The sequence below is a fragment of the Glutamicibacter sp. NPDC055354 genome (assembly GCF_053644955.1).
Window position 1 is genome coordinate 1711151 of record NZ_JBSHMB010000001.1, and the last position, 22285, is coordinate 1733435.

The 22285-nt window shown below is 63.6% G+C and carries 22 protein-coding genes; 7 read left to right on the plus strand and 15 right to left on the minus strand.

Annotated features, from left to right (window positions below; genetic code table 11):
* Positions 1–3: 3 nt before the first annotated feature.
* From ACWICV_RS07975 to ACWICV_RS07995, 5 genes are all read right to left on the minus strand, one after another.
* Positions 4–843 (minus strand): carbohydrate ABC transporter permease, encoded by an 840-nt coding sequence (locus tag ACWICV_RS07975; RefSeq protein WP_105656351.1) that lies wholly within the window; start codon positions 841–843, stop codon positions 4–6.
* Positions 836–1828, minus strand: coding sequence for a carbohydrate ABC transporter permease (locus tag ACWICV_RS07980; RefSeq protein WP_105656350.1), 993 nt, complete (start codon positions 1826–1828; stop codon positions 836–838). The genes ACWICV_RS07975 and ACWICV_RS07980 overlap by 8 nt, the downstream gene beginning before the upstream one ends.
* A 95-nt stretch (positions 1829–1923) precedes the next feature.
* Positions 1924–3276: an ABC transporter substrate-binding protein gene (locus ACWICV_RS07985; RefSeq protein ID WP_105656349.1), complete on the minus strand. Its 1353-nt coding sequence runs from the start codon at positions 3274–3276 to the stop codon at positions 1924–1926.
* 46 nt (positions 3277–3322) lie between these two features.
* Positions 3323–4435, minus strand: coding sequence for a Gfo/Idh/MocA family protein (locus ACWICV_RS07990; protein ID WP_454090500.1), 1113 nt, complete (start codon positions 4433–4435; stop codon positions 3323–3325).
* Between the two features lie 5 nt (positions 4436–4440).
* Entirely contained in the window at positions 4441–5181 is a 741-nt protein-coding gene (locus ACWICV_RS07995) for a sugar phosphate isomerase/epimerase family protein (RefSeq protein ID WP_365943719.1), read from the minus strand.
* 158 nt (positions 5182–5339) lie between these two features.
* Between ACWICV_RS07995 and ACWICV_RS08000 the strand changes: the two genes are divergently transcribed.
* Together ACWICV_RS08000 and hutU are read left to right on the plus strand one after the other, a co-directional pair.
* On the plus strand, positions 5340–6554 hold the full coding sequence (locus ACWICV_RS08000) for an ROK family transcriptional regulator (RefSeq protein ID WP_454090499.1): 1215 nt from the start codon (positions 5340–5342) through the stop codon (positions 6552–6554).
* Between the two features lie 130 nt (positions 6555–6684).
* Entirely contained in the window at positions 6685–8361 is a 1677-nt protein-coding gene (gene hutU, locus ACWICV_RS08005; protein ID WP_454090498.1) for a urocanate hydratase, read from the plus strand.
* A gap of 78 nt (positions 8362–8439) precedes the next feature.
* Here the strand turns inward: hutU and ACWICV_RS08010 are convergent, their stop codons facing one another.
* Complete coding sequence (locus tag ACWICV_RS08010) at positions 8440–8949, minus strand: Dps family protein (protein ID WP_133834001.1); 510 nt, start codon at positions 8947–8949, stop codon at positions 8440–8442.
* A 314-nt stretch (positions 8950–9263) separates the two neighbouring features.
* Here ACWICV_RS08010 and ACWICV_RS08015 point away from each other — a divergent pair, with 314 nt between their 5' ends.
* The 4 genes from ACWICV_RS08015 to panD all read left to right on the plus strand — a co-directional run bounded on the left by ACWICV_RS08015 (position 9264) and on the right by panD (position 12724).
* Positions 9264–9656, plus strand: coding sequence for a hypothetical protein (locus tag ACWICV_RS08015; RefSeq protein ID WP_454090497.1), 393 nt, complete (start codon positions 9264–9266; stop codon positions 9654–9656).
* Between the two features lie 279 nt (positions 9657–9935).
* Positions 9936–10508, plus strand: coding sequence for a DUF3060 domain-containing protein (locus ACWICV_RS08020; protein WP_454090496.1), 573 nt, complete (start codon positions 9936–9938; stop codon positions 10506–10508).
* A gap of 141 nt (positions 10509–10649) precedes the next feature.
* Positions 10650–12191, plus strand: coding sequence for a histidine ammonia-lyase (hutH, locus tag ACWICV_RS08025; RefSeq protein WP_454090495.1), 1542 nt, complete (start codon positions 10650–10652; stop codon positions 12189–12191).
* A gap of 110 nt (positions 12192–12301) precedes the next feature.
* Positions 12302–12724, plus strand: coding sequence for an aspartate 1-decarboxylase (panD, locus tag ACWICV_RS08030; protein ID WP_365943724.1), 423 nt, complete (start codon positions 12302–12304; stop codon positions 12722–12724).
* Positions 12725–12731: 7 nt separating this feature from the next.
* Here the strand turns inward: panD and ACWICV_RS08035 are convergent, their stop codons facing one another.
* Entirely contained in the window at positions 12732–15188 is a 2457-nt protein-coding gene (locus ACWICV_RS08035) for an ABC transporter (RefSeq protein WP_454090494.1), read from the minus strand.
* 53 nt (positions 15189–15241) lie between these two features.
* Complete coding sequence (locus ACWICV_RS08040; protein ID WP_454090493.1) at positions 15242–15619, minus strand: hypothetical protein; 378 nt, start codon at positions 15617–15619, stop codon at positions 15242–15244.
* A gap of 155 nt (positions 15620–15774) precedes the next feature.
* Between ACWICV_RS08040 and ACWICV_RS08045 the strand changes: the two genes are divergently transcribed.
* Complete coding sequence (locus tag ACWICV_RS08045; RefSeq protein WP_332730752.1) at positions 15775–16260, plus strand: DUF6328 family protein; 486 nt, start codon at positions 15775–15777, stop codon at positions 16258–16260.
* A 12-nt stretch (positions 16261–16272) separates the two neighbouring features.
* On the opposite strand, the gene ACWICV_RS08050 is transcribed toward ACWICV_RS08045, so the two are convergent.
* From ACWICV_RS08050 to ACWICV_RS08080, 7 genes are all read right to left on the minus strand, one after another.
* Complete coding sequence (locus ACWICV_RS08050) at positions 16273–17073, minus strand: oxygenase MpaB family protein (protein WP_454090492.1); 801 nt, start codon at positions 17071–17073, stop codon at positions 16273–16275.
* A 63-nt stretch (positions 17074–17136) separates the two neighbouring features.
* Positions 17137–17328 (minus strand): hypothetical protein, encoded by a 192-nt coding sequence (locus ACWICV_RS08055; RefSeq protein ID WP_454090491.1) that lies wholly within the window; start codon positions 17326–17328, stop codon positions 17137–17139.
* Between the two features lie 53 nt (positions 17329–17381).
* Positions 17382–17765, minus strand: a complete 384-nt coding sequence (rbsD, locus tag ACWICV_RS08060) for a D-ribose pyranase (protein WP_454090490.1) — start codon at positions 17763–17765, stop codon at positions 17382–17384.
* Between the two features lie 34 nt (positions 17766–17799).
* The gene (locus tag ACWICV_RS08065; RefSeq protein ID WP_454090489.1) at positions 17800–18723 is read right to left on the minus strand and encodes a ribokinase; all 924 of its coding nucleotides are present in this window, start codon (positions 18721–18723) and stop codon (positions 17800–17802) included.
* 74 nt (positions 18724–18797) lie between these two features.
* Positions 18798–19733, minus strand: a complete 936-nt coding sequence (locus ACWICV_RS08070; protein WP_105656332.1) for a substrate-binding domain-containing protein — start codon at positions 19731–19733, stop codon at positions 18798–18800.
* Positions 19734–19782: 49 nt separating this feature from the next.
* A complete protein-coding gene (locus tag ACWICV_RS08075) occupies positions 19783–20751 on the minus strand; it encodes an ABC transporter permease (RefSeq protein ID WP_359185508.1) in 969 nt (322 codons plus the stop codon).
* Positions 20751–22265, minus strand: a complete 1515-nt coding sequence (locus ACWICV_RS08080; protein WP_365943731.1) for a sugar ABC transporter ATP-binding protein — start codon at positions 22263–22265, stop codon at positions 20751–20753. Before ACWICV_RS08080 ends, ACWICV_RS08075 begins: the two co-directional genes overlap by 1 nt.
* Positions 22266–22285: the final 20 nt, after the last annotated feature.

A 22285-nucleotide genomic window follows, 5' to 3' on the forward strand; every position in this document is an offset into this window, starting at 1 on the left:
TTCTTACTTGACCGCGCCGGAGGACAAGCCTGCGACCAGGTGCCGTTGCGCGAAGAGGAAACCGACCAGCACCGGAATCGATACCACCACCGAGGCGGCCATCATCTGGTTCCAGTACACATCGGTCTGCGAAGCGTAGGCCTGCAAGCCGATGGACAGCGTCCTGGTGTCCGAATTGGTGAGCACACTGGCGAAGAGCACTTCGCTCCAGGAAGTGATGAAACAGTAGACCGACACCGCGATGATCCCCGGGCGTGCTACCGGCAAGACCACCTTGAGCAGTGCGCCGAGCCGGCCAAGTCCATCGACCATGGCCGCCTCTTCCAGTTCCTTGGGCATGGCGGCAAAGAAGCCGGTGAGCATCCAGATGGAGAATGGCAGGGAGAACGTCATGTAGGTGACGATCAGCCCCAGGTAGGTTCCGTTCAGCTGCAGTCCCACGGCACGCTCCAGCTGGGTGAAGATCAAGAAGAGCGGCAGCAGGAACAGGATGCCGGGGAACATCTGGGTGGAGAGCACGATCAGCCGGAAGGACCGTGCCCCGCGGAAGTCGAAGCGCGAGAGCGCATAGGCGGCCAGGATCGCGATGGAAACCGAGAGGATGGTGGCGCTGATGGTCACGATCAACGAGTTGGCGAAGTACTTGCCCAGCGGCACCGTGGTCCAGATATCCAGGTACGGGGCCAGCGTGATTTCCGAGGGAATCCACTCGAAGGCGCCGCGCACATCCTTGAGGGGCTTGATGGAGGTCGTGAGCACCACGTAGAGCGGCAGCACGATGATCAGGGTGATGAAGGCCAGTCCGAAAACTCGCAGGATGCGGAAGCCGCGGGTCTCAATCATCGATGCTCTTTCCCTTCGGCATGACAAGTCGGATGTAGAACGCTGAGACGATCAGCAGGGCAATCAGCAGGACGACGCTCAAGGCGCCACCCACGCCGAAGTTCCAGTTGTTGAAGGACTGCTGGTAGATCAACGGGGAAATCAGGGTTGCTTCTTCCGGGGACACCGGGCCGAAGAGCAGGTAGGGGATGTCGAACTGGTTGAACACCCACAGTCCCAGCATCAAAAGCAGCACCACGTTGGCGTGCTTGATCATTGGCAGGGTGATCCTGGTGAACTGCTTCCACAGGCTGGCTCCATCCAGGGAAGCGGCTTCATAGACTTCGTTCGGGATGGATTGCAGGGCGGCCAGCAGCATCAGGAAAGCGAAAGGCCAGAATTGCCAGACGGCGACAACCACCATGACAAAGAAGGAATTCCCGCCCAATAGCCAGAACGGCCCTTCCTCCAGGATCCCGAGGTCTTCGACCAGGAAGCGGTTGACCATGCCATCGCGCTGGTTGAACATGAACGCCCAGGCGATGGTGGTGACGTAGCTTGGCAGTGCGTAGGGCACCAGGAACAGGGTGCGGAAGAATCCGTTGCTGCGGAATTTGGATGCCAGCAAGACCGCGGCGAAGATGCCAAGGCTCCAGGCGATTGCCACTACCAGGAAGGTGAACAGGAAGGTGCGCCCGAGGGCGTCGAAGAATTGGGAACCGATCGGACCGTTGGGGTCCAGCGCGGTGGTGAAGTTCTGCAGTCCCACGAACGGGGCCTTGACCCAGTTGGCAATGGAGAACTGGGTCAGCGAGAGGAAGGCGATCCATACGCCGAGCAGCATCGGGATGATGTGGATCAGCAGTTCCAGGAATGCTGCGGGAGCTGAGAGCGCATAGGGGAAGAACCGGTCGCGCTTGATTGAACTGCGCTTGATCGCCCTTGAAGCGTCGCGGGGCTTGAGCGGTTCGCTGATTCGAGGCGGTGTCTGGGCTGGCGCCGACATTCGGTCTCCTTTCATGAAAACGAATTTGGGTGCTGCAACTGGCCGCGGGGGCGCAAGGAGGTCCGCTCCCGCGGCCAGTGCAACGTGTCGGGCCGCTAGCTAGCCGGCATCTGCTTCTGCGCGTCTTCCAATGCCTTGCGGACATCGGCCTCGGTGATTTTTTCGCCCTGGGCAATCCTGGCGAATTGCTTGGCGATGGCCTCGCCTACGAGGGATTCCATCTGCCCTTCGGTGGGGAACAGCGGCATCGGGGCCGCGTTATTGGCCAGGATCTCCTTCTTGGCCTGCTGCTCGGGGGTGTCGAAGGCCGGGTCGTCGAAAGCTTCGGTGACCGATGGCAGCGAGGTGTACTTGGCGTTCAGCTTCTTCTGCTCATCGACGCTGAGCAGGTGGTTCACGAATTCAAGGGCGGCATCCTTGTTATCCGAGTTCTCGAAGACGCTCACGTTGATGCCGGCAACCAGCGACTGGGTGGCTTCCAGCCCGGTGGCATCGGCGTTCTTCAGCGGGATGGGCGCCATGGCGTAGTCCTTGAAGTCAGCGGCATTGAAGGACTTGCCCGGGGCCTGGTCGAAGAACATGGCGGCGTTGCCGTCCATGATTTCCCCTGGCAGCACCGAACCGTCATTGATCTCGGCGTTGGACTTGGAGACAACGCCGTCCTCGCCCATCAGCTGGATCCAGTCGTTGACGCCGCTGACGACGCCATCATTGGTGAAGTCCGGCTTGCCGTCCGTGGTGTACAGCTCGCCGCCGTTCTGCATGCCCAGGATGAATGCGGAGTGGGCATTATTGGCGGTACGCTGTCCGGCCAAGGTGAAGCCGTACTGGTCGACCTTGCCGTCGTCGTCGGTATCCTTGGTCAGCTTCTTGGCGGTGGCCAAGAATTCATCCCAGGTCTTCGGAGCCTGCTTGATGCCGGCTTCCTCGAACATCTTGGTGTTGTAGTACAGGCCGTAGGCCATGGAATACAACGGCAGCGAGGTTGGGGCCTGGCCCTCGGCGCCGCCGGTGGCCAGGGCTGCCGGCACGAACTTCTCGGCTCCGCCTATGGCCTCCAGCGCCTCGCCTTCAAAGGGGACGAAGGCACCGCTGGCCTGCAAGGTGGTGGCCCAGGTGTTGCCGATGTTCAGCACGTCCGGCCCTTCGCCGCTGGAGACGGCGGTGAGGATGCGGTTGTACAGGTCGGCCCAGGGGACGACTTCCAGCTCGACCTCGATGCCGGTTTCCTCGGTGAACCGCTTGATGGATTCGCCCAGGATCTCCTCGTCCTGGGTGACCGAGCTGCCCTGGTTCGAAGCCCAGTAGGTGATGGTCCCGCCGGCTTCTTCCGACCCGGAGCCGGAAGCCGAGCCGGAGCAGGCGGCCAGGCCGCTGAGCGACAGCGCTGCGATGGAGGTGATCGCCGTGAAGCGCCCCAGCTTGCTCTTGAAATGTGGTGCAGACATGTTTATTCCTTTTCAGGTGCGGGTGATGCTGTCAAGGGGTGGTGCTTCAGGCAAGGATGCCGGGAGCCGAAGGATCCCAGGCCGGGTCCAGCAGCGCGATGGGCTCGACCGTCGAGGCCACGTCGATGAAAGCTCCCGATTCCATGGCTTCCGCGGCGCAGACCATGATGTCCAGGACGTGGAACGCCAGTTCGCCGGACACGCGTTCCTTGCGGCCCTCGCGGATGGCTTGGGCCAGTTCGGCAACGCCGGTGCCACGCCCGTAGGTGGATCCTTGGGCGGTGACAACGCTCGGCTCCTGGTCCCCGAAGTGCAGGATGGTGTCTCCGGTGAATTCGTTCGGATCCGGCAGCTGCGCGGTGCCTTCCGTTCCGGAGATCTCCACGAACCCTGCACGCTTGAGCTTGGAGTCGAAGCTGAAGATGCACTGCGCACTGGCCCCGGATTCGAAGGAGAGCAGCGCTCCGACGTGGGTTGGGACCTCGACCGGGAAGCTGGTTCCGACCTTGGGGCCTGCACCGATGACCCGTTGCGCGCGGGCCTGCGAACCCAGGGCGGCGACCTTGGCTACCGGGCCGAAGACTCGCACCAGGGTGGTCAGGTAGTAGGGCCCGAGGTCGAAGAGCGGTCCCGCGCCGTGGGCGAAGAGGAATTCCGGGCTGTGGTGCCAGGATTCCGGGCCGGGGCCCTGGAAGATGGCCAGGCCCGAAAGCGGGGTGCCGATGGCGCCTGCTTCAATCTGCCGCAGGCCGGTCTGCAGGCCCGCACCCAGGATGGTATCCGGGGCCACGGCGACGCGGACTCCTGCTGCCTTGGCGGCGTCGACCAGCTGCCGTCCGGATTCGCGGTCCAGCGCGTAGGGCTTCTCGCCCCAGACGTGCTTGCCGGCGGCCACCGCCTGCAGGGCTACCTCGACATGAACTGCCGGGATCGTCAGGTTCACGACGATCTGGATGTCTTCGCGGGCCAGCAATTCAGCATAGGTTCCCGAGGCCTCCACGGACCATTTGCGCGCTTGGCTTGCTGCGCGCTCGGTATCCAGGTCGGCGATGAACCGCACGGCGAGGTCCGGGAATGCGGTGAGGTTCTCCAGGTACTGGTCGCTGATGGTGCCGGCTCCGACAATGCCCACGCCCATGGGCTGATTCTGGAATTCCATAGTCCCTAGTTCTTTTCTGCTACGAGGTAGGCGCGGCTTTCGGACACGGCCTGGAAGATGTCGCCTGCGAAGTCATCGAGTTCCACCACATGCAGCATGCCGCTGGTGGCGTCGATGATCTGGTCGATCGGCATGGATCCGCTGCCCACCGGAACCTGTTCCTTGTGGTTCTTGGACTTCGGCCCGTCCTTGATGTGCAGGGCCACAACGCGGGGTGCCAGCGCTTCAAGCAGCTGGAGCACATCGGCGCCGCCCACGGCAACCCAGTAGGTGTCCACTTCCAGGACGACCTCCGGGTCCAGCAGGCTGGCCAGGTATTCCAGGGACGTTTTGGAATTGATCTTGCTGGAGATCTCCCAGTCGTGGTTGTGGTAGCCGACCTTGATGCCGTATTCGGCACCGCGCCGGGAGGCGGCGTTGAGCTTCTGCGCGATGGCACCGATGGACTCGGCATCCTGCCACTGCTCCGCCGGGATGAACGGATCGATGACCGTGCTGATGCCGAGTTTGCCGGCCGCGGCGAAGACCTCGTCGTAGTCCGAGGAGAGCAGCGGTGCGTGCGCCGTTGGCGCGCTGAGTTCGTTCTCGGCCAGCGCCTGTGCATACTCGTCAGCGCGGGCCACGAAGTTGTACGGCTCGACTTGCGTGTAGCCGATGCCAGCTACGCGTTCGAGCGTCGCGGCCAGGTTCTCTGCGATGTGCTCGCGCAGCGTGTACAGCTGGATTGATAGGTCGTGGGCAGGCAAAGGCGTCTCCTGAAAGAAGTGGTGGGTGCGATCCAGATGCTCATGACTTGCATCACACCTTGAGACTAGTTTTACTTTTGTCGATAGTCAATAGAAGTATGTCGACATTCTCATAAAGTGTTTCGGCTTCGCGTCCATTGCTGTGTTTTACTGGGTTCATGGCCAATCCTTCGAGCCCCCAAAGCATGCAATTCGCCCGCGGCGCCAGTGGGGCAGGCGACGTCTTGCAACTGTTCATGGACGGTGCCGCGCACAGCCGCACGGACCTTGCCGCCCTGACCGGCATGGCTCGCTCCACCCTGCAAGAGCGCCTCGACGTGCTCATCCAGCTGGGCCTGGTTGGCACCATTGCGGATGGCGCGTCCACCGGAGGCCGCCCTCCCCAGCGGCTTGCCCTGCTCGCCGATGCCCGCCTGGTGCTGGCCGTCGATCTGGGAGCCAGCCACCTGCGCGTTGCGCTGACCGATCTGGCCCCCACTCCCCTGGTGCAATCCCAGGCTCCCATTTCCTTCGCCGACGGCCCGGTGGCGATCTTGCAGACCGCGATGGATCTGGCCGATGGCTTGCTCGATTCGCTGGGCCGCACCCGTGACGATGTCATTGCCATAGGCATGGGAGTGCCAGGGCCGGTGAATTTCGAGACCGGCCGTCCCGCCAATCCGCCCATCATGCCCGGATGGGACGACTTCGACATCCCCGCTTGGTTCCAGCAGCAGCTGGACGCCTTGGTGGTCGTGGACAATGACGTCAACCTCATGGCCATTGGCGAGAAGGACCAGCTGGAGACCGGCAGCGAGGACTTCATTTTCGTCAAGCTGGCTACCGGCATCGGCTCGGGCATCATTTCCGGAGGGCTGCTGCAACGCGGAGCGCAGGGCACAGCCGGCGATATCGGGCACGTGCGCATCCGCCGCGGCGATGGCATCTACTGCCATTGCGGCAATGAAGGCTGCCTGGAAGCCGTAGCCGCCGGACCCAAAATTGCCACCGCATTGCGGGCGCAGGGCATCGAAGCGCACAGCAACACCGATGTGGTCGCCCTGGTGAACTCGGGGAACATCCAAGCGATCCATGCAGTGCGCCAAGCCGGCCGCGACTTGGGCGAGGTATTGGCTGCCAGCGTGAGCTTGCTGAACCCGTCGCTGATCGTGGTGGGCGGTCGGATCTCCGCCGCCGGAGAGCACCTGCTGGCAGGCATCCGCGAGGTGGTCTACCAGCGCGGAGCGCCGCTTTCCACCCAGCACCTGCAGATCCGCACCTCGCGCAGCTGGGAAGTTGGAGCCCTGCGCGGAGCCAGCATGATCGCCATCAGCCAAGCCCTGAGCCCGGAGGCCATCGAACGCAGCGCGCTGGCGCTGATCCCCGCCACCTAGGAGCTGGAGGCAACCGGAAATTCTTCCGATTCTGAAATACCGGACAGCTCTGCCCATTCTCCGGTACCCAAGCCATGGCCGATAGCCAATGATGGAATCAGTTAGCTACGTTACATCGTAAGGAATTGCCATGAGCCACGAACCACGTGTTGTCCGCGCCCCGCGCGGTACCGAACTGACCGCCAAGTCCTGGGCCACCGAAGCCCCATTGCGCATGCTGATGAACAACTTGGATCCGGAAGTTGCCGAACGCCCCGAGGATCTCGTGGTCTACGGCGGCACCGGCAAGGCAGCCCGCTCATGGGAGGCATTCGATGCGATCGTCCAGACGCTCAAGGACCTGGAAGAGAACGAGACGCTGCTGGTGCAGTCCGGCAAGCCGGTCGGCGTCTTCAAGACCAACAAGTGGGCACCACGGGTGCTGATTGCCAACTCCAACCTCGTTGGCGACTGGGCCAATTGGGAGCACTTCCGCAAGCTCGAAGCCGAAGGCCTGATGATGTACGGCCAGATGACCGCCGGTTCGTGGATCTACATCGGCACCCAGGGCATCTTGCAGGGCACCTACGAAACCTTCGCCGCGATCGCCGAGAAGCGCTTCAAGGGCTCGCTGGCCGGAACCCTGACCTTGACCGGTGGCTGCGGCGGCATGGGCGGCGCCCAGCCGCTGGCCGTGACCCTCAACGGCGGTGCCGTGCTGATCGTTGACGTGGATGAAACCCGACTGCGCCGCCGTGCCTCCAAGCGCTACCTCGATGAGGTCGAACTGGATCTGGACAAGGCGCTGGGCAAAGTCCTGGCAGCCAAGTCCGAGGGCCGACCACTGTCGGTGGGCTACGTCGGCAACGCCGCCGAGGTCTTCCCGGCGCTGCTCAAGCGCCACGAAGCTGGAGAATTCTCCTTCGACATCGTCACCGACCAGACCAGTGCCCACGATCCGCTCAGCTACCTGCCGGTGGAATACGCCATGGACCAATGGCACGCCGAAGCCGAAGCCGATCCGTCCGGCTTCACCAAGAAAGCCCAGGCCGCCATGGCCGCGCAGGTCGAGGCGATGGTGGGATTCCAGGACGCCGGCGCGGAGGTCTTCGACTACGGCAACTCGATCCGCGACGAGGCACGCAAGGGCGGTTTCACCCGCGCCTTCGAATTCCCCGGCTTCGTCCCGGCCTACATCCGTCCGCTGTTCTGCGAAGGCCTGGGCCCGTTCCGCTGGGTAGCGCTGTCCGGGGATCCCGAGGACATCAAGGTCACCGACCAGGCGCTGAAGGACCTGTTCCCGGAAAACGAGCACCTGCACCGCTGGCTGGATGCCGCACAGAAGCACGTGGAGTTCGAGGGCCTGCCGGCGCGCATCTGCTGGCTGGGCTACGGCGAGCGCCACAAGGCCGGCTTGCTGTTCAACCAGCTGGTCGCCGAAGGCAAGGTCTCTGCACCTATCGTGATCGGCCGCGACCACCTGGATTCGGGTTCGGTAGCTTCGCCGTACCGCGAGACCGAGGCCATGAAGGATGGCACCGATGCCGTGGCCGACTGGCCGCTGCTGAACGCCTTGACCGCAACCAGTTCGGGTGCCACCTGGGTTTCGATCCACCATGGCGGTGGCGTGGGCATGGGCCGTTCCATCCACGCCGGCCAGGTCTCCTTGGCTGACGGCAGCGAAATGGCCGCCGCGAAGCTGGAGGCACTGCTGACCAATGACCCGGGCATGGGCGTCATCCGCCACGTCGATGCCGGATACGAACGCGCCGCCGAAGTTGCCGCTGAACGCGGCGTGCGCATCCCGATGGCCACACAGGAGAAGTAGGACGCGAACATAGCCTGAGGCACCACTGATTGTGGTGCCTCAGGCTATTTATTCAATTCCAGGACCGCGCGGCCCGGGTTAAGGCTTCCGGGTTTCCGCGCTGATAAACCAGGCTTGCTGCTCCAGATCCGCAATGTACTGGTGCAGGATATCGGCGGTGGTCGGATCCGCTTCATCCACCGGGTCATGGACCTCTCGCATGACTCCCACCGTGGTCTGCAGTGCCTTGACAACCATGTCCACTGCATTAGTGGTCAGGATTTCGGTATTCACCGGTTGTTCCAGCTTCGTGTACTTCGTGACCGTTGCTGCCAGCCCGTCCGGAGTGGCATGCAAAGCTCGCATCCGCTCGGCGATTTCATCCGAGCCGCGACGCGCGATGTCAACGATTTCGTCGAGATTCTGGTGCAGGTCGCGGAAGTTGGGGCCAACGACGTTCCAGTGGATTTGCTTGCCCACCAATTGCAGGTCCAGCAGCTGGATCAGCACGGTCTGCAAGGACTCGCGCAGCACTTCCGGAGCCACGAACCCGTTTTCTGCGTTTTCGCGATCAGTTTTCTTTGCTGGAGTCTTCTTCGAATTAGCCAATGCTTCTCCTTACGTTGTCATGGACGCTTGGGGCAAGACCTGTCTCGGTGTCCCAGTCTGGACACTACCGATTTACCGGGCGGATTCCGACCGGATGGACAATTCTTTCGGAGAACGCTCAGCTTTCTCTTCGCGCCTGTTGAGCGATTCCAGAAGCCGCCATGGCAGCTGCGGAAAATACTCTTTGCCCCTCGGGTTCCCGGGAACGGCGATTCCTTTTGGCACGCAGTGGTGAATATTGGCCGAAGTCTCCGAACACCATGGGTATTGGCTTAACTGCGGGTTTCCAGCGGCTCTGAGCTTCCCCGGAATCCTTGAACCGGGCTTTTTCTGCGCATAGCGTAGGGCAAGTCAGGAAGCACCGACCCGCGGAGGACAGCACATCTGAGCAGGATGCAAACGAGCAGTTCGGGAACTTCGACAACAACGAATCTGAAGGCTTCGAAAGCCAGCAGTCGGAACAACAGTCCTACGGCGGTGGCGAAAGCCAGCAGTCGGAACAACAGTCCGACGGCGGTGGCGAAAGCCAGCAGTCCTACGGCGGCGGTGAAGGCCAGCAGTCGGAGCAGCAATCCTACGGCGATAGCAACGAATCCGGTGAGGAATCGTTTGGCGGCGAAAGCCAGGCCGGACAGCAGTCCGATGGCCAATCGTATGGAAACGATGAAAGCCAGTTTGGTTCCGAAGAGCGGAATGAAGGATTCTAGGAACCAAATAGCCCGGTAGGTTCGCCTGCCGGCTCAAACCGTGCCCCTTCTCCCCCTGGGCACTAGTAGTAGCTTCACTGCTTGCACTGGGCATGCGGTGAAGCGATTGCTTTTGTCCCCGCATGGAATCGTCAGTAAATTGCATGGTTGCGTGCTCCCGGGGCACGAGAACTCATTCGTTCCTGTGCCGTTCGCGTTGGTCATTTATCGTCATTCAACGCAGAATGTATCTATACCACGTGTCCAAATGCGCTGGCCGGTTCGATTGACAGGATGGTCATGTTCTCGAAAATTACCAAACGCTTCGCTGGGCCGCTGGCGGTTGGAATCCTTGCAGGCGCACTGGCAGGTTGCGTGAGCATCCAACCCTCCAGCGAAGAGACAAGCGCACCAGCAGAAGAAAGCATGGCACCGGAGAACGCCGGGCCTATCGAAGGCAGCGTCACCCCAAGCTCCAAAGCACCAGAAGGCGCTTCTACTGGTACTCCCAATGTTCCAAAGGCACCTGCGGACAGCACCTTCCAGTTCGTCTATGATTTCCTCGATGCGCAAGCGACCGAAATCAGGTGCACGGGCGGCATGGATATCTCTGAAATGGATCAAATGCTGAAGCTCATCGGCGATTGCCAGAACGTCACCATCTCTGGTTCCGGAAACATGATCGTCGCTCCGCACATCAAAAATCTTGAGCTGGACGGCAGCGGTAATATCGCAGCGGTCAAGAACATCAAGCACGTAACCTTTAGCGGCATCGGCAATTCGGCCGCATCCCTTAACGAGAACGCCAAGGTCACGGACAACGGCTCGTCCAACAAATTTGGCGAGGATGCCTTCGAAGGCATCACCTTCTGAAACCGGAACCCCTGAACGGGCCTCCAGGGCACTGTCTGGCATTTCGGACAGATGACCCGAATATCAGTGCCGTGCAAACTCGTTCTGCCGAACAATGGAGATTAGAGACCTCATTGCAGCGTAGAGAACGGATTGAAAATCATGGCTACTTCCCCGCACGTAACCCTGGACCTAGCTGGCGCCACCGCCTATGACGTGATTGCGGTAGCCCGGCACAACGCGCAAATCAGCATCGCGCCTCAGGTTCTTGAAGAACTGGCAGCAGTCCGCGCCCACATCGATGCCCTCGCTTCAGCCGACACCCCGGTCTATGGCATTTCCACCGGGTTCGGCGCCCTGGCAACGCGCCACATCGCTCCCGAGGACCGCGCTAAGCTGCAGCGTTCGCTGATCCGCTCGCATGCAGCCGGCATGGGCGACCCAGTTGAGCGCGAAGTGGTGCGCGCGCTGATGTTCCTGCGTGCCAAGACCCTGGCCTCGGGCCGCACCGGCGTGCGCCCGGTAGTGCTGGAAACCATGGTTGGACTGCTCAATGCCGGCATCACCCCGGTAGTGCGTGAGTACGGTTCGCTGGGTTGCTCAGGAGACCTTGCTCCGCTCTCCCACTGCGCACTGGTCCTGATGGGCGAAGGCGAAGCCACTGACCGCGAAGGCGTGAAGCGCCCCGTGCCGGAGCTCTTTGCTGAAGCAGGACTGGAACCTGTCGAACTGGCGGAGAAGGAAGGCCTGGCGCTGGTCAACGGCACCGACGGCATGCTCGGCCAGCTGCTGATGGCACTGGCAGACCTGGAAGAGCTCGCAGACATTGCCGATGCCACCGCGGCCATGAGCGTCGAAGCCCAGCTGGGCACCGACCAGGTCTTCCGTGCTGAACTGCACGAACCGCTGCGCCCGCATCCGGGCCAGGGCCGCAGTGCTGCAAACATGTTCAGTTTCCTTTCGGGCTCCCCCATTGTCGCTTCGCACCGCGAAGGCGACGGCCGCGTGCAGGATGCCTACTCGCTGCGCTGCTCCCCGCAGGTTACCGGCGCAGTACGCGACACCATCGCCCATGCCCGCCTGGTCGCCACCCGCGAATTGGCAGCAGCCATCGATAACCCTGTCGTGCTGCCATCGGGTGAAGTCACTTCCAACGGCAACTTCCACGGCGCTCCCGTGGCGTACGTCTTGGACTTCTTGGCCATTGCCGTAGCTGACCTGGGATCCATTGCAGAACGCCGGACCGATCGCATGCTCGACCCGGCTCGTTCCCGCGACCTGCCAGCGTTCCTTGCCGATGACCCGGGCGTGGATTCGGGCATGATGATCGCCCAGTACACGCAGGCCGGACTGGTCGCGGAGAACAAGCGTCTGGCCGTACCGGCCAGCGTGGATTCCATCCCGTCATCAGCGATGCAGGAAGACCATGTTTCCCTGGGTTGGCACGCGGCGCGCAAATTGCGCACCTCGGTCACCAACCTGCGCCGCATCCTGGCAATAGAAATGCTGATTGCCGGCCGAGCCCTGGATCTGCGCCAGCCATTGCAGCCTGGCCCGGCTACCCGCGCCGTATTGGAGCTGCTGCGCACCAAGGTTGCAGGCCCGGGCGAGGACCGTTTCCTCTCTGCCGAGCTGGAAGCTGCTTGCCAGTTGCTGGCCTCCGGGGAAGTGCATCGCGTGCTGGAAACCCATCTGCCAAAGTAGCCGTTCGCGGCCAACTGTGTGGGGTGCCGGACAATGCCCGGGCATCTGCGCGCAAGAGGCGTAAGCTTGGATACCGGGAAACCACTTACCTCGCGTGAAAGAATCGTCTAATGCAACGCACCATGTTCAAGTCCAAGATCCACCGGGCAACTGTCACCCAGGCAGACCTGCACTACGTAGGCTCGGTCACCGTTGACTCCGAGCTGCTCGAAGCCTCGGATATCCTGCCCGGCGAACTGGTCAGCATCGTAGACATCACCAACGGCGCCCGCCTGGAAACCTACACCATCGCTGGCGAGCCAGGCAGCGGGGTCATCGGCATCAATGGTGCGGCAGCGCATCTGGTGCACCCCGGCGACTTGGTCATCCTGATCAGCTATGCGCAGATGGACGATGCCGAGGCGCGCAGCTATGTGCCGAGCGTGGTGCATGTGGATGCCGATAACAAGATCATCCACCTCGGCGATGATCCTGCCGAAGCCGTGGCCGACGGGGTGCAGACTCCGCCGCACGCACTGCTGAACAGCAACTAGTCCAGCTTCACAAGGCCAGCCGGCGCGCAAGGTATTGCGCGGTTCTGCTGGCCTTGTCTTGCGCCACCGCCCTTGGGGTCCCCTCGGCAACGATGCGCCCGCCGCCATCCCCTCCGGCCGGCCCCAAATCGATCACCCAGTCGCTTGCGGCAACCACATCCATCTGGTGTTCCACCACGATGACGGTGTTGTCCTGGTCGACCAGCTGCTGCAGCTGCGATACCAGCAGCTGCACGTCGGCAGGGTGCAGTCCGGTGGTGGGCTCATCGAGCAGATAGAGCGTGTGCCCGCGGCGCTGGCGCTGGAGTTCGGTGGCCAGCTTGATGCGCTGGGCTTCGCCGCCGGACATTTCGGTGGCAGGCTGGCCCAGCTGCAGATACCCCAGTCCGACTTCGCGCAGGGTCGCCAGGGCCCGTGCCGCGGAAGGGATCCCGGAGAGGAAATCCTCGGCTTGGCTGACGTCCAGTTCCAGGATCTGGGCAATGTTCTTGCCCTGGTATTCGACATCCAGGGTCTGCTGGTTGTACCGGGTTCCGCGGCATTCGGGACATGGCCCGTAGGTCCCTGGCAAGAAGAGCAGCTCGATTTCCAAGTAGCCTTCGCCCTGGCAGTTCTCGCACCGCCCGCCGGCGACGTTGAAGGAGAAGCGTCCGGCACTGTAGCCGCGTTGCCTGGACAGCGGCAGCTCGGAAAAAGCCTTGCGGACCGCATCGAACAGGCCCGTGTAGGTTGCGACATTGGATCTGGGCGTGCGCCCGATGGGCTTCTGGTCCATGAGCACTACGCGGCTTAGCTGGTCTGCGCCGGTGACCTCGGCGATCACCGCGCGATCCGCCACCGCCTCCGGATCCTCCGGCCCGGCAAGCACCGGGCCGCCCGCAGCCTGGGCCAGGGCACCGCAGACCAGGCTGGACTTGCCCGATCCCGACACGCCGGTGACCGAACAGACGACCCCCAGCGGGAACGCGGCATCCACGTCGTCCAGGTTGTGCAGGTTCACCCCGCGCAGCTGCACCCATCCTTGGGCTTCGCGCGGCTCGCGGCGCGGCGCAGGCCCGGGATCGAGGAAGCGCCGGGTCACGGATTCCTGAATTCCGGACAGGCCGGAAACTTCTCCGCTGTAGAGCACCTGCCCGCCGTTGCTGCCCGCGCCCGGGCCGACATCGACAATCCATTGCGCACGGCTGACCACATCCATATTGTGCTCCACCACGAACACCGAGTTGCCTTCGGCCTTGAGCGCGTCGAGCACCTCGATCAGCGGCTGCACATCGGCCGGGTGCAGCCCGGCCGATGGCTCATCGAGCACGTAGATGACGCCGAACAGTCCCGCGCGCAGCTGGGTGGCGATGCGCAGGCGCTGCATTTCCCCCGGCGACAGCGTCGGGGTGGCGCGGTCCAGGCTCAGGTATCCCAGCCCGAGCTCGACCAGCACCTGGATTCGGCCCAGCAGGTCGGCGCTGATGATGCTCGCGACTTCGGCCTGCGCCTCTGCCTGGGCATCAGCCGCGAAGGGGCGCAAGAGCTCGGCCAGGGAGCTGAGCGGCTTGCCGTTGAATTCCGCGATATCCAGACCGTCGAAGGTGACCTGGAGCGCATCGGGGCGCAATCCCGTCCCCGAGCATGCCGGGCAATCCTGCGAATGCATGAAAGCCAGCGCCTTGGACCGCAGGTTCTCGCTCTTCGAGGTCGCAACCGTGTGCCGGACGTAGCGTTCGGCACTCCAGAACCGGCCCTTGTACGGTTTGGCCACGCGATCCCGTTCCGGGGTGACTTCCACGACTGGCTGGTCTTCGGTGAACAGCAGCCACTTCCGTGTTTCCGCGGGCAGCTGCTGGAACGGAACGTCGATGTCGTAGCCCAGGTGCGTGGTGATGTCCCGCAGGTTCTTGCCCTGCCAGGCGCCGGGCCAAGCCGCAATCGCGCCGTCCCTGATGCTCAGGGAGGAATCCGGGACCAGCGATTCCTCGCTGACCGAATGCACCGTTCCCGCACCGTGGCATTGCGCGCAGGCGCCGGCCGCGGTGTTGGTGGAAAAGGCATCCGAATCCAGCCTCGCCGCACCCTGGGGGTAGGTTCCTGCGCGGGAGAACAGCATGCGCACGGAGTTGGACAGCGTAGTCAGGGTCCCGACGGTGGAACGGGAACTGGCAACACCACGCCGTTGCTGCAGGGCCACGGCCGGTGGCAGCCCGGAGATGAATTCCACCTTGGGCGTGTGCCCCTGGGCAATCAGCCGCCGCGCGTAGGGAGCCACCGATTCCAGGAATCGGCGCTGGGATTCAGCGAAGATGGTTCCGAAGGCCAGGGAAGATTTCCCGGAACCGGAGACCCCGGTGAAGGCGACAATGGCATCGCGCGGAATGCGCACTTCGACATTGTCCAGGTTGTTCTCGTTGGCACCCCGCACATGGATGAATCCGTCATGGTCGGCAGGTGCCCGGAAGGATGCAAAGCTCTTCATCTTTCCCACACTATGCGCCTGCACGGGGCGAACTCAATTCGCACCTCGCGCGCTCACCCTTCGGATTGGCAGGCCGCGTCGGGGCATCCTTGCCAGGTCTTCGAGAAGTATCCGACGATATCGGTACTGTGATCCCACGGGTAGGTTTCATCGACCTTCCCGTGGATACGCATCGCAGCCTGCTCCACGGCCAGGTGGAAGAACCGGCAGACCTGTGAGTAGTGCCAGAGATCCGCAATCAGCTCGGCCAGCTGTCCATGGGCCAGCGGCCGGCCGGGTCCAAATCCTGCTGCCGCCATAGCCTGGAGCACGATATCCTCCGTGAGTTCATGGCCTTTGCCGCAATCGCACCAGGCCAGGCCCTGGCTGGGCATCGACCACACATCAATGCTGCTCCCGGCGGCGCCATCGGGTTCCATCTGCTCCTCCATCGTCGAATTCTGCTTGGCTCCCGAATGTACCGGCCGCGACCTACAGTTTGGCCCGGCGGGCCGGCAGGCTCTTGCCTGCACCGGCATTGCTTGGCATAGTCGTTTGAGCCGGCGGGGTTCAACCAGCTGGCGGATTGAGGCCGAGGAGAACAGTGATGATCAAGCGTTCCCACCCCGATACCAGCGATGGCGCACCGCACCGGCAGTGGAACGAGCTGCTGCAGGAAATGCGGGTGATGCAAACTGGTGTGCAGATCCTGGCTGCTTTCCTGGTGGTCCTGCCCTTCCAGGCGAGGTTCGAGATGCTCAGCCGAACCGACGAGGTGGTCTACATCATCTTGCTGGTGGCGGCCACAGTGCTGATTCTGCTGCTGATCACCCCCGTGGCCGTGCACCGGTATCTCTTCGGGCAGCGGCTCAAGGAGCAGACGGTCAGCTTGGGGCACGCCATCGTGAAGATCGTGGGCATCGGCGTGGGCCTGCTGGTCTCGGGATGCGTCTGGTTTGTGCTGCAGGTGCTCTTCGGCTGGCAAATCGGGGCCTGGATCGGAGGGCCGCTGATCCTGGTGGCCTTGTTCCTGCTGGTGGCGCTGCCGCGGATCCTGATCCGGGTTGGACCAGAGAACGGCTCGGGGCGCTAGGCTTCGGGCCGGCTAGGCCATCTTGTCGACGCGGCGCAATATCAGCCGCATCGGCGCATGCCTGATGGCTCGCGGCAGCAGCCGCGTGGCGGCCCTGGCGACGGCGATGACGCGGGCGTTGCGCCTCGCGGCTTTCCCGGTGAGGCGATAGCCGAAGCCTTCGCGCACCGGGGCCGGCAGCTGGGCGATGGTCACGTCGCGCATCAGCGGCATGCCGATCCGGACCCACCATGGGGCATTGCGTGCTTCGAAAAGTTCGCGGGCCAGCGCCCTGGTCCGGTCGGTGACTTCCAGCTCCGCTTGATTCTGCGCAAAGTACTGCTCGAAGCCGCCGAGGTCCTGCGGCCAGTAGTCGACCGGCATCTGCAAGGCCTCACCGAGCCGTGCGTACTGCAGGTAGAGCTCTTCCTGGTCGGCCTTGTTTTCATCCAGGATCTGGCCGGCAATTACGCGAGCCGAATCATAGAGCGTGGCCGCCACCCACAACTGCAGCCTGGGATCCAGCGCAGAATACGCGGGCCTGCCCTCGTCACGCGTTGCGCGAATGGGCCGGTGCGCCGCGTCCACATGGGCGATGATCTTGCGCTGCTGTTCTGCTGTGCCATTGCTCAATGCATAGATATAGCCGAGGGTATGAATCAGCCGGCTGAGCGGGTTGGCGGCGAAATCAGAGTGCTCGGCAATGGCCCGGCCAATCTGCGGGTGGGCCAGCTGAAGCAAGATGGCTCGGCCCGCTCCGAGCAGCAGCCCGGCTTCCGGCGCGATGCTCGAGAAGGGCTCGCCGTTCTCTGCGGCCAGGTTCCTTTGCTTCATGACCTCCATTCTAGGCAGTCGGCTTGCCCAAGGTCATTGGCGCCGATGGCTGCAGGAAGTCGCTCAGGATTCTTGCGTCGCACCCTTCTTCAGCAGGACAACGACGGAAGCTGCGGCCATGAACATGGTTCCCGCGATCACCGCAATGCTCTGGGGCGTCTGGCCCGGGTCGCTGGACAACGCCGGCACGGTGAGAATCAAGACGGCCGCCCCCAGCACCATGAGGGCGAAAGCTGCATAGAACATCTTCTTCACTGCGTCTCTCCTCGGGTAGCGCGCTGCCGCGAAACAGCTGCGGCATCCGGTGCCTAGAATGCTACCCCGCAGTGCAGGATCGCGTTGGCGTAGGGGGTAGCTTCCCCCGTGCGCACAATGACCTTGGCCTGGGGCAGTTGGGCTTTCAGCTCTTCGTGGGAGAGGAAGTCCGGGTCCAGGCCCTTGGCCAGGCACAGTTCCTGGACCGGGCCGTTCTCGGCTTCGGCCGCCAGGGTGCTGTTCTCGATCACCATGTTCCGGGCCAGGACCTCGAGCACCTGATCGAAGCTGGGCAGCCCCTGCACCAAGGCCAGATCGATGACCAGTGGGCCTTCGGGCAGCGGCAGGCCGCAGTCCGCTATCACCACGGTGTCGGTATGCCCGCACTTGGCCAGGGCGGCCAGCAGCGGGGCATTGAGAATTTCGGATTTCAGCACAGCGGCTTCCTCAGGTCTTGCTCGAAAAGGGGTCTCAGAGGTTCTGCAGGGAACGCGGGTAGGAAGCTTGGGCTCCGTGCGCCTGCACCGTCAGCGCGGCGAACTTGCCGGCGAATTCTGCGGCCTGCGCCAGGTCATCGCCCTTGGCCAGGCGGGCAGCCACCGCACCGGTGAATGCGTCGCCGGCACCGGTGGTGTCCACGGCCTGGACCTTCACGGCGGGCAGCGCGCGAACCTGGACCCCGCCGTTCTCCCCTGGGAACCGGTCGGCAACCAGGCAGCCATTGGCGCCGAGGGTGATGACCACGCTGGCGATGCCCTCGTCGACCAGCATCCCGGCCAGGCGCTCGTACTTGCCGTCGAACCGGCGAGCCGGGTGCGGGTTCAGCTGCTGGAGCACGGCTTCGGCCTCATGCTCGTTGACCACCAGCGGGTTGGCCTTGAGCAGGTACTCGCGGTCCAGTTCGATCACCGGCGCCAGGTTGAGCACGATGCGCTGTGTGGCGGCATCCATGGCGGCCTTGATGCCCGAGGCAGGAATCTCGCCCTGCAGCACCAGGATGCCCTCGATGCCCCCGGCGCCCTGCACAGCCTCGCCGGAGACGGTCGAGTTGGCCCCGGAGACCACGGCAATGGAGTTCTCTGCGCCACGGTCCACCTGGATGATGGCTACGCCGGTCGGCTCGCTGGTGCGGGCCACGCGATCGAGCTTCACGCCGGCTTCCTCGAGCTGGCCCAGCGCGATTTCGGCGTGCGAGTCGTTGCCGACGGCGCCGATGAATTCCGTGGCGGCACCGGCCAGCTGGGCGGCCAGCGCCTGGTTGGCGCCCTTGCCGCCGGGCGAGAGCTGGTAGGAATCTGCCAGCACGGTTTCACCCGGGCCGGGAAGGCGGGCCATCAGCGCAGTGATGTCCACGTTGCTAGAGCCCACAATGGTGACCTGGATGTCCTGCTGCATGCTATGTCCTCTGGTTCTCTCCACCCGGCGGCCGATGGGCGCCGGTGCACTGCTTGATTGCCGCTAAGGGCAGATTACTCGCCTGCGTAGTCGGCGACGTTCTTCTCGTCTACCGTGTCAACGGCGACCTGCACATTGGCTTCGACTTCTTCGCCCTTGATGGCCTTGGCCAGGATCTGCACCGACTGCTTGCCCAGCTCGGCCGGGTTCTGGGCGATGGTGGCAACCAGGGTGCCATCCTGGACTGCCTTGAAGCCGTCGTCGGTGCCGTCGAAGCCGACTACCAACACGTCCTTGCCGGCCTTGTCGCCCAGTGCCTGGATGGCGCCCAGGGCCATTTCGTCGTTCATCGCCAGCACGCCAGCGGCATCCGGGTTGGCCTGCATCAGGTTGGTGACCACGTCCAGTGCTTCGGCTCGGTCGAAGTTGGCGGTCTGCGAGGAGACGACCTCGATGTCCTTGAACTCGGCCAGGCCCTTGTCGAAGCCTTCGCCGCGCTCGTTGGTTGCCGAGGCGCCTGGAACACCTTCCAGCACGATGATCTTGCCCTTGCCGCCCAGCGCCTCGCCCAGCGCCTTGGCAGCCTGCTCGCCGCCGGCAACGTTATCCGAAGCCACGAAGGAAGCGATCTTGGTCTCGCCCACCGCACGGTCAACCGCAACGATCGGCAGGCCGGCCTCGGCCACCGGGTTCAGGCCGGCTTCAGCGGTTTCGGTATCCACGGCGTTGATGATCAGGCCGGCCGAGCCGTTGGTTGCCGCGGTGGCCAGCTGGTTGGCCTGGGTTGCGGAGTCGTTCTGCGCGTCGACGACGGACAAGTCGATGCCCTGCGCTTCGGCCTCGGCCTGGGCTCCGTCACGCAGGTCGACGAAGAACGGGTTGTTCAGGGTGGACACTGCCAAGGTGGCCGAGCCGGCCTCTGCTTCGGTGCCGCGGTTGCAGGCGGCCAGGCCGGCCACCAGGGCCAGTCCGACGCTGACGGCTGCGGTCTTGCGGATGATGTTCTTCATGGGGTTCTCCTTTGAACTTTTCTTGAATTGCTGGGTACGGAGGGAAAATCTAGTGCTTGACGTTCTTGCGGCGCAGCACGTCGAAGCCCACGGCGATCGCAATCACGGCGCCGATGACTACCTGCTGCCAGAAGGCGGAAACCGAAAGCAGGTTCAGCCCGTTGCGGATCACGGCCAGCACCAGGGCGCCGATCAGGGTGCCGGAGATGCGTCCCACGCCGCCGGAGAGCGATGCGCCGCCGATGACCACGGCCGCGATGGCATCCAGCTCGTAGCCCGAAGCCAGGGTCGGCTGGGCCGAGTCCAGGCGCCCGGCCAGGATCATGCCGGACAGGGCCGCGAAGACGCCGGAGATGATGAAGACGGTGACCAGCACGCGCTTGACCGGGATGCCCGACAGGCGCGCGGCTTCGGTGTTGCCGCCCACGGCGAAGGCGTTCTTGCCGATGACGGTGCGGTTGAGCACGAAGGCGGCAAGCAGGCCGGAGACGACCAGGATCAGGATCGGCACCGGGATCGGGCCCAGATCATCGCCCAGCCAGGACACCGAGGAGCTGGTGGAGATCGGCCGGCCATCGGAGATCACCAGGGTCAGCCCGCGCACCACGGTGAGCATCGCCAGCGAGGCGATGAAGGTGGGCAGCTTGCCGTAGGCGCTCATCGCACCGGTGACCCAGCCGCACAGTGCACCGACGGCCAGGCCGATCGGGATGGACAGGCCATCGGGCAGGCCGGCGGTGGTGATGGCGTAGGAGGAGCCCATGGCCGAGAGCGCCGCGACCGAGCCGACCGAGAGGTCGATGCCGGCGGCGACGATCACGAAGGTCATGCCGAAGGCCATCACCGCGATGGTGGAGACCTGGATGCCGATGTTCATCAGGTTCGGTCCGGTCAGGAAGCGCGGGGTGGCGATGAACAGGGCCAGGCAAAGAATGACCAGGCCGACCAGGGCTCCGTTGTTGGCAAGGAATGCCTTGAAATCAAAGCCCTTCTTCGGGGCAGTAGCTACGCTGCTCATTACTTGGTTCCCATTTCTTCTTCGCGGTGCACATTGCTGACGGCCAGGGACATGATGGCGTCCTGGGTGGCTTGTTCGGTGGCCAGTTCCCCGGCGATGCGTCCCTGGCTCATGACCAGGACGCGGTCGGACATGCCCAGCACTTCGGGCAGTTCGCTGGAGGCCATCAACACGCAGCCTCCGGAGGCGGTGATCTCATTGATCAGTTCGTAGATTTCGACCTTCGCTCCCACGTCCACGCCGCGGGTCGGCTCATCGAGCAGCAGCACCTTGGCCCCAGCGGTGAACCAGCGGCCGAACACGGCCTTCTGCTGGTTTCCGCCCGAGAGCGAGCGGATGGGCGCATCGATGCTGCCCATGCGGATGCGCAGGCGTTCGGCGACCTGCTGCGCGCGGTCCTTCTGGCCCTTGCGGTCCACCAGTCCGTTCTTGGCGGTGGCGGCCATGGTGGCGTAGCCGATGTTCTCGGCCACCGAGGCATCCAGCACCAGGCCCTGGGTCTTGCGGTCCTCGGGAACGTGCCCGATCCCAGCGCGGGTAGCTGCAGCGACGTCGAAGCTGGCCAGCTTCTTGCCGTTGACCGCCACGACGCCGCTGGCGTACTTGTCGGCTCCGGCGATGGCGCGGATCAGCTCGGTGCGCCCGGCACCCATCAGGCCGGCCAGGGCAACCACTTCGCCGGGCCGCACTTCCAGCGAGATGTCCTTGAGCATGCCCTCGCACAGGTTCTGCACGCTCAGCAACGGCTTCTGGCCTGGCTCGGTGGCTACGCGCGGGAACTGGGCGTCGATATCGCGGCCGACCATGAGCCGGACCAGCTCGTTCTCCTCGGTGTCCGCCGGCACGGTGGCAATGAATTTGCCATCGCGCAGCACGTTCACGAAGTCGCCGATTTCGGCAATCTCATCGAGGTGGTGGCTGATGAACACCATGCCCACCCCTTGTTGCTTCAAGGTGGCGACCACCGAGAACAGGTGCGCGATTTCGGCCTTGGTCAATGCCGCGGTGGGCTCATCGAGGATCAGCACGCGGGCGTCCAGGCTCAGCGCCTTGGCGATCTCCACCAATTGCTGCTGGGCCAGGCCCAGCTGGCCCACCGGCGTATCGACATCCAGCGCCAGTCCGAGCTTGTCCATCGCTTCGCGGGCGATCTGGCGCATGGCGCGGCGGTTGATGATGCCGAATTTGCGCGGCACGCGGCCCAGGGTGATGTTCTCGGCGATGGTCATCGACGGGACCAGGTTCAGTTCCTGGTGGATGGTGGCGATGCCCAATGCCTCGGAGGCCTTGGTGTTGGGAATCTTCACGGCCTTGCCGTCCACCAGGATCCGGCCGGCGTCCGGCTCGTGCACGCCGGCGATCATCTTGATCAGCGTCGACTTGCCTGCGCCGTTCTCGCCGAGCAGCACCGAGACCTTGCCGGCATGCACCTCGACGGTGACCTCGTCGATCACCTGTACCGGGCCGAAGGACTTGCAGACCTTGTCCAGGACCAGCAGAGCGTCATTACTCATTTTCGTTCCTTCCATCCTCG